Origin of the sequence: Fodinibius salsisoli (genome assembly GCF_026229185.1) — a bacterium.
Lineage (GTDB): Bacteria > Bacteroidota > Rhodothermia > Balneolales > Balneolaceae > Fodinibius > Fodinibius salsisoli.
The window spans coordinates 138,351-151,897 of record NZ_JAGGJA010000001.1; the positions used below are offsets into that span (position 1 = coordinate 138,351).

General features: G+C 46.8%; 7 protein-coding genes. All 7 read right to left on the minus strand.

The window, feature by feature from the left end; all coding sequences use genetic code 11:
* Positions 1 to 32: 32 nt before the first annotated feature.
* On the minus strand, positions 33 to 2,132 hold the full coding sequence (locus J6I44_RS00475; protein ID WP_265763961.1) for a hypothetical protein: 2,100 nt from the start codon (positions 2,130 to 2,132) through the stop codon (positions 33 to 35).
* 319 nt (positions 2,133 to 2,451) lie between these two features.
* Positions 2,452 to 5,169 (minus strand): exo-rhamnogalacturonan lyase family protein, encoded by a 2,718-nt coding sequence (locus J6I44_RS00480; protein WP_265763962.1) that lies wholly within the window; start codon positions 5,167 to 5,169, stop codon positions 2,452 to 2,454.
* Between the two features lie 250 nt (positions 5,170 to 5,419).
* Entirely contained in the window at positions 5,420 to 7,063 is a 1,644-nt protein-coding gene (locus J6I44_RS00485) for a DUF6250 domain-containing protein (protein WP_265763963.1), read from the minus strand.
* Between the two features lie 117 nt (positions 7,064 to 7,180).
* Positions 7,181 to 8,752 (minus strand): RagB/SusD family nutrient uptake outer membrane protein, encoded by a 1,572-nt coding sequence (locus J6I44_RS00490; protein ID WP_265763964.1) that lies wholly within the window; start codon positions 8,750 to 8,752, stop codon positions 7,181 to 7,183.
* Between the two features lie 44 nt (positions 8,753 to 8,796).
* The gene (locus J6I44_RS00495; protein ID WP_265763965.1) at positions 8,797 to 11,820 is read right to left on the minus strand and encodes a SusC/RagA family TonB-linked outer membrane protein; all 3,024 of its coding nucleotides are present in this window, start codon (positions 11,818 to 11,820) and stop codon (positions 8,797 to 8,799) included.
* A 143-nt stretch (positions 11,821 to 11,963) separates the two neighbouring features.
* Positions 11,964 to 12,182: a hypothetical protein gene (locus J6I44_RS20720; protein WP_350356662.1), complete on the minus strand. Its 219-nt coding sequence runs from the start codon at positions 12,180 to 12,182 to the stop codon at positions 11,964 to 11,966.
* Between the two features lie 108 nt (positions 12,183 to 12,290).
* Positions 12,291 to 13,286 carry a glycoside hydrolase family 43 protein gene (locus tag J6I44_RS00500; protein WP_265763966.1) on the minus strand — a complete coding sequence of 332 codons (996 nt, stop codon included), beginning with the start codon at positions 13,284 to 13,286 and terminating at the stop codon, positions 12,291 to 12,293.
* Positions 13,287 to 13,547 lie beyond the last annotated feature (261 nt).

The window sequence follows — 13,547 nt, forward strand, 5'->3', positions numbered from 1 at the left end:
TTGATCCTGTTAGTTCTAATTACGTAGTGCTTTTACTGCATTTTCTCAATGTTTTCCCACCTGATGTTCCACTTTCCGTTATCCGGGAAGCCCGGGGTCTCCGTGTCAGGTCCGTTTTCCCATCCAGCGACCATCATGGCTACAGCGGTTAGTAAACCACCGTTGCCCGGCAGATACAACCGCAGCCGTTTATCCTGATAGTTATGTCCATTCTTCAGGTAGGTATTTTTGTTCATATCCATAAACAGGGCATCCACGGCCTTCTCGGGCATATCCAGTTTAGCAGCCGCCATGGCTATCATCGGATAATCCCAGCCCCAGGTACTCTCCCATATCCAGTGATCCTCAATTTCATGATAGGTATTGGTCATAATCGACTCATCAACCAGCTCTGCCGAGGGGAGCATTCCATAGGCCCCGAGCACCACCGGGTGGTCATGCCGATATTTGTCGTTGGTATAAGCATTGGGTGTGAGTGCATTCGGAAGGTATAGGTTATCCTTCCGGGGTAGTGGCGCAAGATTATCCGCTATCTTCTGCCACCCTTTGTTGACAGGTAAATCCAACCGTTCCCTCCATTTCTGAGCAACCGACAAACCATAATGCCAGTAGGCCATCTCAAAGGGTGGATCTTTGGTGTTCATGGTTTCAAACAACTCCTGGGCAGGCTTTACGGGTCGGGTCAAATGGTACTTTCCGTCGGTAGAATCATAGGTTGCAAAGGAAGCCATAAACTCAGCCGTAGCAAACACACGGTCCTTATACTTTTCAAGCACTTCTTGACTTGGATTTTGCCGATAAAGCTCTTCTGCAAAATAGATGGGATGCGGTTGCTGCCAAACCAATACTTCACCCACGCTTGAAGGACTTTTACGTCCACCGGGACCCGTCATTTTTTGCCAGCGCACGCCATCATACCCCTGCCACTCTGCCGTTCCCCGGGCTTCATCCATCACTTTAGTGTACCAATCAAGGCTATTTTCTAAATATTCAATGCGATTCCAGAGCGCATAGTGCACTCCGTGCCACCAGTGCATTTCCAGGTGAAATTTGCCGTACCAGCTGTTCATCGTCAGACCTGTCTCCTGGGGTGGCAGCGAGCCACTGGTCTGGATCTTGGTTAAATATTGCGATAAAACAACTCGTCGCTCGAGTTCTTCCGCCCGCGGATCGGTGGAGCCGGAAAAATCAATCGCGCCGCCACTCTCCCAAAAGGCTTCCCATTGCTGCCGACTGTTTTCTGCCGTCGCTTCAAATTCATCGGGTCCCTCTTCCTCTTCACTGAAGAGTACATTAAAGGCAAAGGTATCTTCAACGGTTTGAGGGGAAAGCTGAAAATGATGGGTTCCGACTTCCGTCAATTTTCCAGCAGACTCCCACTGCAGATCAAGCCGGTAGTTTGTTTCATCCAGCGTTCTCTGAAGCCGGGCTTCATAATCAGACCCAGTGATCAACTCTGTTTCATGTCGGTCGGGTTTAGTCCAGTCATAGCCCGGACAAACATGACAATCACTTCCATAAGGAAACTGGAATTTCACCTTAAGACGATTCTTGGCCACAAGCGGTGATTCGATGCGTACCGATATTTGATCCTGTTCCTGGTGGGCAAACAGCTCTACCCGTACGGGCTCACCATCTACCGTGTATTGGCTTTCAATTTTGCCGGTCCATAGATTCAGCGTTTGATCGATATTCTGTATATCCTGGATATCGGCCTCTTCTCCGTTTTCTTTCAGCAATGTTAGTCCCACTAATCCCAAATGTAGACGATGCGGATTGGTTCGCAGCCAGTGGGCCGCCTCAGCGCCTCGTCCTTCATCCGGTTGTACAGCATAGGGCACTTCCCGACCGTCATCCGTGGTATAATATTTTGCTACGTCTTCCATGATATAGTTGCCGGTATTCGGGAAACTGTGCCATCCCCACTGCGACTGCGTGCCCAGCGGAATGCCCCGCTCGTAAAATTCCGGAAAGGTTTGAAGTCCTGTAGCCCCAACAGTAAAAGCAAATTCACCATTGCCTACGGACAAAGAATTCAATGAGTCAAACTCCATTATCTCCACATTATGGCGAGTGACCAAGGCATGGCGATCAATAAAATTTTGGGCTTGCAACCCGTTGTTAATCCCCATCAATAAAACTATGAGCAGTGTATTAAAAACAAATAGAAACGGCCGTTTTTTAAACATGCTCACAATTAGCAAGGAGATATATTTTAAGTCCCTTGTTTTTTTACAATATCTATCAATCATCACAATGTTTATGGTTATGTTCTTGCGCTCTCAGGTCTGTAAAAGTTCTTATTCTTGGCACCATTTCAATTAAACAAAGAGTACAATCGATTGCACAGATTGATCCAAGTTATTCCAAATTCGGTGCTCCAACTTCTAAGAGGGAACCAAACTCTTTTTCTACTGTGTTTTCTTTTTTCAGGTATTGAAAGATGACTTTTTAATTCCACGCGGGATGCTTTTCCGGCATCTGGTTTTCTATAAGTTCCAGGATCTGGATGGCATTCAGGCACCATTGTGCCGTTTCATTCGTTGAGGTCCAGGGACTCACTTCCATCGGGTGGAGGACCTCCGGACCAGAAATATTTATTGTTTCAAAACGCTGTTCGGGTTTTGGCCAGCCAGAGTTACCCAGGAAATCTTTCCAAGCGCGCTCTGCCAGTTTGGGATCATCCAGCTGAACAGCAGCATAAGCCGTCAATCGTGCATGCCACGACTTAAAATTGCCATCGCCAACTGTTCCATCCGAAGAACTGCGGTCAGGTGAATCTTGTGGTATTGAATAGAGTCGGCTATAATTCAGAAATGTTTCTTCAAACCCTTCATGATCGATTAGATCCGTCAGCTCAAATAAAACTTCAGCTCCGCCCATAATCATGAGCAGGTGCGAGGTGTGATGGTCATACGGTTGTGCTGTATCATTCAGCAAACGACCGGTTTCCGGATAAAAGCCCAGTACGCCCGGACCTGAAAACAGCCCGTACCTCATCGACGCAATGCTGTCGAAGCCGTTCTTAATTTTCTCCAGATACTTTTCATCCCCGGTACGTTCCCAGGCCGTCATCCAGTTACCTGCCAGGGCAAGCCAGTCGGGTCCTACCCGCAATCGTGTTGGGGCTTCGGTTGGATATTCGTCTGCAGGCATAGCCTTTCTCATAGGATCAAGTTTTGTATAAGACTCTTCGGTATCACTCACATTATGCATCAGGTCACCCGTGCGTTCGTCAGTGGTCAGGTAGTAGTAAAAACGTCGCAGGGCAGCCTGGCTGATCCGTGCTTCCTTGGCTCCATCGCCCCAATGAATTACATTGTGGCGAGTACCCAAATCTTCAAACCGTCCGGAATGGTACACATCCACTTCTCCAGTGTGGCGCGTCATGGCTTCGGCCATCCGGAAGATATCCTCGCGACCGGTGCGCAGATAGCTGTACCATAGCCACATATCTGGAACCAATTCTGAATTAGCCCAGGCAAATCCCCCGACGTCGTATCGCCATTTATGGCGCACCCCGTCATAGCTGTGCATTACATCCCCATAGTCCCAGAAACCGTACCAACGACGCTGTTCAATCTCTTTCTGATATACCTCAATGGCCGCATCAAGTTTATCTTCTATCCATCGCTTGCCCGGAGATGAGCGATCGGGCAGACTCCAGACTCCAAATACATTGGCAGAGTGCAGATACTCCGGTGAGGCTGTAAGCAGGGGCGGATTTTGGCTGACATTAGACTTTGTAGCATATTTTTTGTGTGAAGCAACCGATCCTTCTGGAAAAAGTGTTAATACATGTGTCCGTGCCACCCCATTAGCAATGCTAAACCCTTCCTGCACATCTTCGTAGCTGGCCTGTAAGCCATGGGCTTCAGTATCATAGTGGCGCATATCCATGGCCGGGGCTTCCGGCGACCACATCCAGACGTTGAGTGTTGCGACATCCTTAGTGGCGTCATTAATCTCGAGGTGAGACGGATACGTCTGCCAAAAATTTTGAAGTCCAACGCCCAGACCACCACTGACATCTCCCACAAAAGCAAAGCCGCTAGCGCGTGTGCCGGCGCCTGCTGCAATCCATTGCCCCTTGGGGCTCGTCCGTTTTTGAATGGTAAAGCCATCCGGACTCTCCTGCACTAATTTGAAATCATTCCAGTCAGCTAAATCATTAATCAAACCTTGAACCGGTGGTTCAAATTCTTCTACGTTGGGCACGCGATTCCCCTTCTCCTGGGCGGGATAGACCGACTCATCTTGGTAGCTGATGCGACGGCGGCTGGCCAACGGCTTTACCGGCTCGGCCCAAAGTCCCTGATCTTTCCCAGAGAAGCGAATGTGCCGGTTATGTACCTGCTCCCGCATAGGAACATCAAACTGGAGACCAAGTCCCTTAATGAAATCCTGTTGTTGGTTACCATCGTAGGTAAACGAGTGGACCATTTTTACTGGATTACTATCCGCATAAAAATAAAGTCGCACTGTAAAAGGCAGCCATTCGAGGGTTCCCTGGACTGCCTGATGCCTACCATCGAAACGGATTACCGCTCGAACCGGGCCATCCTGCTCAATACGTACCGAGTCAATACGGCTCACTGTTTTTTCCCGATTTGGTGGATTCAAAACATCCTCTCCGGGACCTTCCTGGTGTATCGCCACCAGTCGTGCAGAACCTGCTACTTTACGACCGTCAACCACGATAGAGTCGATAAGTGAACGCCCTCTCTCAGCCAAATGAGTTGCCATAGTCCCATTTTTTATCTTAATCTGTCCATCCTCTCGTTCGACTGAAAGTGGCGAGTCCAGCTGATTAGCTTCTTCTTTTTTCTCCACAACGGATAGCGTCAAAGGACCTTCATTTGTGGTATCAACCGTCGTAGCTAACCCGACCCATTTTAAGGATCCATCTGGCCAGTAAGCCGTAGGCCAGCTCTGTACAGGCAATCTACTTCCATTAGCCGTGGCAAGTGTAAACTGGATTCCTTTTTTTACTTCACCTTGTGGAAATGGCACTCCCCAACTCACGCCTGCAGGCACGTCGGGCGCTTGGTCTTTAAGCCAGTGTAATTTCACTCCGGAATCCTGACCTTGAGCAACTAACTCAAAGTTCATTCCAACACAGACAAAGACAAAACCAAGTACAACTAAACTCTGTAAAACCTTTTTCATTCTTTAATTTTTTGATAGTTAACATCAGTTCGATGTAAGAAATAAGCTATAAAAATCTCCCCTCGAGGGGAGAGCCGTCCCGATTTTTCGGGAGGAGGGGTGTTTGGCCATCCTAAATAACACCTCCCGACCCAATTCGGCTTAAAAAAGCCAAATTGGGCCACCCTCCTGAAGGAGGGATTTTCTGGGAACCCTTGGTTAAAACATCCTTTATCTCAGACTCAAAGTAGTTATATAAATTACAGCCTCCTTATTCTACAGGCCTCAACCGGTAAACCCGAAAATCTGAATAGATGTGATGGGTATTCACCAGCCGAAAGCCAAACCATCCTTCCTCATATGCGAGGAACCGCTCGTTAGTATATCTCACTTCTTTAATACTTCCATCAGTATTCGTGATCTTTACCATATCTCCGTTACGTATTTCATAAAAAACCTTACCATCCACGATGTATTGAATAACATCGTCAAAGACAACCAGCTGTATTGTATACGTCCTGTTCGGTTTAATAAGATACTCTTCCTGTCCATCTCTGCTTGTGAGAGCGAGGTGATTAGCAGGCTCGCCGTCTTGGGTGCGTGGGTATCGCCTGAATCGTGTCGTGGTATTGTCCCGTCCCCCCATACTTGCATAATAACCCTGCTGTTTGTGATAGGAGGTAAATGCCCCGGTATATTTGTCCTGATCAAACAGGGCGTCAGGAATCTTTGGATCCGAGGCATGCCAAAAAACATTGATGTCACGAACGACGATCCCCAGCTCATCTACGTAGGTTGAAGGAGCTTTGACCTTGTACGTAATTGCAACATTACCGCTAAACTTCTTTTTATTCCAGATGGTCGCTCCTCGTCCCGGCACTAATACTTCCAAAAAGCCATTCCAAAAGTCTACGCGTGGCTGGATGGGAGAATTCGCCTCTTCTATTTGAACCCCCCACACATCCGGATCGTCAAAATCACTTTGATACATAAGCTCACCAACCTCAAAAAGCCCCTCTCCATAACCGGTTACAACGGGACGCGAAGCCTCTTCTGCCTTATTCCGGCGGGACGTCACTTTATCAGCTTTATCAGAAAACCAATCACTCACCGGATTTTCTTGCAACCCTTTCAAAGCCGCTACGACCATCTTCGCACTAAATTGGGCTCCGGTACGCGTTGTATGCACCCGATCGTCCGAGAAGAACTTCTGCTTTTTTGCTTCACCCACTTCCTGGTATCCCTGAGTAATGATGTCGTTTAAATCCAGGAAAGGGACTCCTTCGGTCGTAGCTACTTGCTCGGCCCATGTTGCAAATTGCTCCTCATCATCAATTACATCTCCGTTCGTCGGTACCAGCGAACAGATGACTGGAATTGCTCCCCGGCTTCGAATATCCGAAATATAGGTTCGTAGATAGGAGCCATAGGTACGGACTGTTTCATCTTGGCGCGTCAGTTTATTGAAAATGTCTCTTTTTTCACTACCAATGCCATCCAAAACGCCCCGGGCGCGACTGGTGTCGTTCACCGGACTGGCATCGTTATGTCCAAATTGGATGATGACTGCATCCCCGGCATCCAATAACTCGAGTTGCTGATCCCAATAGCCCTGTGTGATATAGGTCCTGCTGCTACGTCCCCCCAGCGCCCGATTCACCACATTCACTTTGGTTGAGTCAAAATAAGCTCCCAGAAAACTTCCCCATCCCCATTTGCCGTTTGATCCGTCCCCGCTTCCATTCCTTACGGTGGAATCTCCCACCAGGTAAATAGAGGGTACGTTAGCATTAGCAGCTTTGGGCAGCAGGATGTCACGTTCATTGGCGTTCTGGGAATGAGCCGAGCCGACAAACAGGATTCCAATAATAAGTAACGAGCAACTGCATACCCCGAACTTCTTTAAATAAGACATGCTAATATTATAGAATATGTTAACAACAAACATTGTGTAGCTTAAAAAAGCCACGCCAGAATTATAGGCAGCTACCTATAACTCTGGCGGAGCAGTATAAATGTAGTTTCTACCTAATTAGTATCCAGGGTTTTGATCTAAATTTGAATTTGCATCCAAAGCCTCCGTGGGGATAGGGAATAACCTGCGGTACTCTTCGGATGGCTCCTTAAACTCCCACGAGCTATTGGTAAACTGACCGAAGCGGATTAGGTCTCGTCTTCGCGACATCTCAAAAGCAAGCTCTCGTCCACGCTCATCCAGGATGTCCTGCAGGGTCAGAGAAGTTAGAGGTGAAGCATTACTTCGCTCTCTTACCCTGTTTACCAGCGCTAACGGATTACCAGTGCCTGACCGCAACTGGGCTTCAGCCTTGACAAGCAGGATATCCGCATATCGAATCCATGCGATATCGTTACTGGCATCACCGCCATCGGTATTGGGATCAAGCCCCCATTTTATCCATTTAACACCTGCATTCATCGGCTGATTTCGAAGGCCGTCAGCTTTGATAATTTCATAGGGTACAGGTCCTTGGTCCGACTCTCCTTCAACATATAACTCTGAGTTTCCATCCGGCACAATGCGTTCTACCATAACGGTATCGCCGGTACGGGGATCAGTCAGTGGTCCCGGGGTAAGGAACATCTCTTTCCTAACATCTTGGTCTTCATATAACTCCACTACAGAAGGACGAGTCCCAAAACCATTTTGCGGAGTAAAGGGCAGGTCAAACAAGCCACCGGTAATACCGGGAAGCACTTTCAGCACAAAAGGATGCCCGATCCCACCCGTTTCGTTGGGCGTATAGACACTGCCGAAAATCATTTCTTCGTTATTACTATTATCCGCTGCAAAATTGGCGTGATAATCATCGAGCAAACGATAGGCACCAGAATTTATCACCTGGTCGGCATACTCTATAGCCATATCGTATTGAGCATCGCCGGTATAAACCTCAGCATTAAGATAGGTCGTTGCTATAAGGGCATAGACGGCTTCCTTGGTGAGACGGCCGTAATATTCTGCCCCGACATCATTAGCAGAGGGTAATACTTCTGCTGCAGCAGACAGTTCTTCGATGACAAAATCAAAAACTTCTGTCCGTGTGTTCTGCGTAGGCAGATTATTGGGATCCACTTTGGGCTCTGTAAAGATGGGTACATTTCCATAGAGATCCATTAGGTAAAAATAGGCATAAGCACGTAGTGCTCGTAACTCAGCAATGGGACCTTCCAGCCCATCCAGATCGGAGCTGCGTAATGAACTGATCAAGGCATTTGCCTGACCGACGGTACCAAAAAGTTGATTCCAGAAATCGCCAATCCAAGCATGCGAGGGCGTCCACTCATGGCGGGCCAGATTATGGAAATCAGGTCCATCCCACCACCCCTGAATTTTGGCATGAACCACCACCTGGTCGGTAGTAAGCTCTAAAACACGGTAAGGAGGACCCATACTCGAGATAGTAGCAAAATCTCTATAGACTCCAGACAGCGAGGTTAGGATTGATGACTCATTATCGTAATAATTATCCGGGGTAAACACAGAATGCGGTTGTTCCTGTAACTCACAAGCCGGGAATATAACTAATAGCGCTACAGCTAACATAAGCAGCTGCTTATTTATTCTTTTCATTGATTCTTTCATAATACTATAAGCTTTTGACATTCATTTTGTATCGTATATCGGTTCTAAAACGATAAATTTACTCCCAACTGAAAGACGCGCGGTCGAGGGTAGGCTAAGTAATCAATACCTACGGGAGCAGATCCCCCGGTGTTGGTATTGGTTTGTACTTCGGGATCAAATCCTGAGTATCCGGTGATTACAAATAAGTTTTGACCGGTAGCATATAATCGAGCTTTGGAGACCAACGGCAATGAGGAAGTATCAAAGTTATAACCAAGCGTCAGGTTAGCCAGCCTTAAATAGCTTCCATCTTCTAACCATTGAGAAGAAAACTGGGCAGTTTGCTCCGGACTTAATCCGTTCTGCTGTCTTTCCAAAGCTGTTTCCAGCACATTGCTACCCGGCAAAAGGTTGGTATATGAAAATTCAGCAGCCGTATTGTTAAACACATCGTTGCCTATGGTCCCTCTCATGGTCACCGAGGCATCGAACCGTCTCCATCGAACGGAGTTCGTCCAGCCGTAGGTGAAATCCGGATTAGGATCGCCGATTTTTACAAGGTCAGCGCTACCGTCTCCGTCTTCATCCAGATATGTTTCCTGTCCGTTTTCATCGAGGCCGGTATACTTACGCCCCCAGAAAGTATTTAAGGGCAAGCCCGGCTTAATAATTTGGGTATAACCGTTTGAGGAACTGACGACTCCTGAAAGCGGACCGGTTCGAAAATAGTCGCGCTCGTACTGCTCATTTGAAAGCGAGATGACCTCATTTTCGTTGGTAGACCAGTTAACACTACTGTTCCAAATCAGGTCACCACTTTGTATAATATCTGCATTCAGCGAAACTTCCAGGCCTTTATTTTCAACTTCGCCGACATTCGCCCACTGCGTATTCACTACCGAAGGGGCAGCCGTTGAGAAACTGAGCAAAAGATCGGTGGTCTTTTTCATATAATAATCGACTGATCCGGAGAGACGTCCCTGCCACAAACCGAAATCGAGACCAACATTTGTTTGCGTTGTTCGCTCCCATTTGAGATCGGGGTTGGCATAATTGCTGGGAAGCACGCTTGGAACGGCCTGCCCACCCAGTGAATATGTAGAAGAACCCGCAATGGAAAGCTGTTCCATAAAAAGGTTGTTGGGAATCTCCTGATTTCCGGTAACGCCATACCCCAGTCGAAACTTCAGGTTGTTAATAGCATCAACATTAAAGAAATCTTCCTCCGTAATATTCCATGCAACAGCACTGGATGGGAAAAGTCCCCAGCGGTTATTAGGACCAAACCGACTTGACCCATCACGCCGCAGTGTAAAAGTAAAGTTATAGCGATCCATCAGACGGTAGTTTAACCGACCATACACCGAGGCCAGCCTGTTAGCCGACTTACCGGATGTATTAACCAGTGTACTTCCTGATTGAATAAGATTCCATTTTACAGCATCCGAAGAAAAGTCATTGGCCTGCGTAAAAGTACTATTAACGACAAAGCGCTGAAATGAATAGCCTGCCAAGAAATTGATATAACTATTCTCCGATATATCATTCACATAATTGACCGTGGTCTCTATGAGGTTGCTCTCATTTTGTACTTTGTTGATCGAAGCGCGTCCATTTTCACTTGCCCCCACCGGATGCGAGGCCGGCACAAAACTATACCGGTTAAGGTCTTCCCTGTTATGACCCAGATTTACTGATACACTCAGTGTTTCCATCAGATCGTAGGTTAACTTCACATCACCCAGCAGCGTATTTCGTTCAGTAACATCTTCCAGCTGTTGCCATGAAACCGGATTAACGCGCAACTCTCCAATCTGGTAGTAACTGCCATCATTGTTATAAACTGGCAGTGTTGGAGACCAACGCAGGGCATCTTTTAACAGGTTACCTCCTTCATTTCCTATATTTGAAGAAATAGCCGCATTATTTTGGTCTACTCTTGCTGCCATCAAATTTAAGTTGATCTGCAGCTTATCATCCATCGCTCGCTGTGTTAAGTTGATGCGGCCGGTGTATTTCTCCAAATTGGAAGCCAGCGCAATACCCTCCTGATTATTATATCCGACAGAAGCCCGGTAATTGGTATTATCGGAGGTTCCACCAAATGAAATATTGTGGTTCTGCGATACTGAATTTCGGAACACCTGATCCTGCCATCTGGTTTCGGCTCCTTCATCCGGATATTCAAGTCCATTGTTTTCAGCATAACCCACATACTGATCATGCGAAAGAAATGGCAATTGGCTCGGTAATGTTGAAACATTGACATAGCCATTGTAACTCACGGTTGTCTCAGAATAATTTTTTGTCGTAATCATAATGACGCCATTCGCTCCCCGTGACCCATAAATTGCTGTAGCAGAAGCGTCCTTCAGGATGTCGATGGACTCAATATCTGATGGGTTCAGTGTGTTGAGGGGATTTGAAGGCATAGAATTAAAAGGAGAGGTCGATGAAGCCCCCGCGATGTTAATATAATTATCTGTAGAAGCCGTCTGCACCGGTACCCCATCAATTACATATAGCGGATCATTGCCGGCAGAAATAGAACTTGATCCCCGGATACGAACTTCCGAAGCAGCACCCGGTGCTCCACTGCTCTCTACAATATTTACCCCGGCGACCTTGCCCTGCATGAGCTGTTCTGGTGCAAGAGATACACCGGCATTAAAGTCATCTGAGTTCACCGACGATATCGATCCTGTCACATCCTGGCGTCGTTGCGTGCCGTACCCAACGACGACCATCTCTTCACCCGTGATAGCCTGGGGCTGCAAGCTCACTTCAATTTGCTCTCTGCCGTTAATGGGCACCTCTGTTGTTTGATACCCTACGAATGAAAATATCAGTGTATCTTGTAGCGAAGGCACATTAAGCTCATACCTCCCTTCCCCATCGGTAGAAATACCGGTGGTTGTACCTTTTACTACTACATTAACACCTGGCAAGCTTTCTCCTGTCTGTTGATCAATAACCTGGCCTTCTACCGTAGTTTCCTGACCAAAAGCAGGAGTGGTCCACACTAACACTCCCAATAACATTAAAATCCATTGGGATAAAACGTTAAAACTAACTTTCTCTTTCATGACCCTATATTTTTGGTGAATATTGCTGATCCTTTTGTACAATCGATTGCACAATCTTATTACACTTCTTCGTTTATGAAGAGAGGGCGAAACCTATTATCTACTGTCTTTTTATTGGGCCCACTCTCTCCACTTATAAGTAGTTACGATCTCTTGATGGTGGGGCGTCCTTCCATATCATTTTCAATCCGATCGAGAATTAAAGCCGGATCAATGGTATACAGCTTGATAGTATGTATTGCAGGCTCCAATCCAGTGAAGATACTTGATTCTGTTGCTGTATTGGACAACACGTTCTGCTTCCATTCTTTACTTCGGCCATGTGTTATATCAATAAGCCTACCATCAACCTGTACGCCCAGCTATATCTCAAACTGATCATCAATTGGATGTACCGGAAGAGCAAAAATTCAGGTCTCCCAAGTCAACGTCCAGCCGCCTGGTGGTACCTGGCTTATGAATAAAATTTTCTATGGTTGATACGGGCCCGTTACGACTATTTTGTCCCCGGAATCATCCACTTCAAAAAGATGAGGTATGCGGATGTAGCGCCCGTCTACACTTTTGTGGCTGTGAACCGACATAAGCAACTTTCCTTCAAATGTGCGAAAAAGCATGCCATGCCCGAAATTTGGCGGAGTGATTAGCTCCTCTTGGTGTACCCATGGTCCATCCAGTGTACCACTCTCGGAGTATGCCACCCCCTGTACATAATCATCAAAAGCCCAGCTTGTCCACAACATCCCCAACTTTCCGGTTTGCGTTTCGAATAACCAAGGGCCATCGGTAACCTTGTTGGGGGTTATATTTCCATCTTCATCCCGCTCCTTGCTCCAGGGAGAATCAGATGCCCGAAACAACACTTCTCCCTCCCCTACAGTACCTGACAAATCAGGTTTCAATTCAATTTTTTCCATGGTCCCGTTCCAGTTAATCAACCATTCCTCGCAGTAAATCATATACGGTTTGCCATCCTCACCGACCAAAAACGTGCCGTCCAACGTGGGGATATCCGGCGGCAAATACGTATCGTCTTCCATGGGGACGTACGGGCCATCAGGTTGGTCACTAACCAATACATGACTGGCACGACGGTTAATGGCATTGCCCTTTACCGTATCGATAACCACATCCCTGTTGGTGAATGTGGCAAAGTAATAATACTTGCCCTGGTATTGATGCAGTTCAGCGGCCCAAATCATTGGACGTGGGCCCATCCATGAGTCAGGATCGGTCTCTACAACCTGGTAAGGACCCGTCCAGGTACGCAGGTCCTTGCTTTCCCAAAGCAAGCCCCCCGTTCCGGTCATGTAGTAGGTTTGCGTTTTTTTATCAGCAAGGATGGCGGGATCGCTGAGCCTGATAGAGTCTAAGGGTACGTCTTCTCGTACTTTGGGTGCCCAATCTTGCGCAAAGAGTGGGGAAAAATTCAGGAGTAATATAAGTGCGGATAAAATAATTCTCATCGTTTAAAAATGGTATGTTCGGATTCCAATGTTCAGTGTTTGCCTCCCACCAATATGATTCATCGGTATAAACTAAATAATTTGCATCTTATGAAGTATAGTATAAAACCTTGAAACACATTGCTGTACTTCATTTAACCTTGTTTTCATCGCTATCTGCGGTATATTCTGCAGGAGCTTACAGAAAATCAGCAATAAGTTTATAAACGACTTATCAAACAATGTAAACATCACAAGACGAATAGTTACCCTATCTTTCAG

Excerpts from the sequence above, each read along its gene's own strand:
- J6I44_RS00475 (WP_265763961.1), bottom strand. The coding sequence starts at position 2,132 with ATGGGGATTAACAACGGGTTGCAAGCCCAAAATTTTATTGATCGCCAT.
- J6I44_RS00480 (WP_265763962.1), bottom strand. The coding sequence starts at position 5,169 with ATGAAAAAGGTTTTACAGAGTTTAGTTGTACTTGGTTTTGTCTTTGTC.
- J6I44_RS00485 (WP_265763963.1), bottom strand. The coding sequence starts at position 7,063 with ATGTCTTATTTAAAGAAGTTCGGGGTATGCAGTTGCTCGTTACTTATT.
- J6I44_RS00490 (WP_265763964.1), bottom strand. The coding sequence starts at position 8,752 with ATGAAAGAATCAATGAAAAGAATAAATAAGCAGCTGCTTATGTTAGCT.
- J6I44_RS00495 (WP_265763965.1), bottom strand. The coding sequence starts at position 11,820 with ATGAAAGAGAAAGTTAGTTTTAACGTTTTATCCCAATGGATTTTAATG.
- J6I44_RS00500 (WP_265763966.1), bottom strand. The coding sequence starts at position 13,286 with ATGAGAATTATTTTATCCGCACTTATATTACTCCTGAATTTTTCCCCA.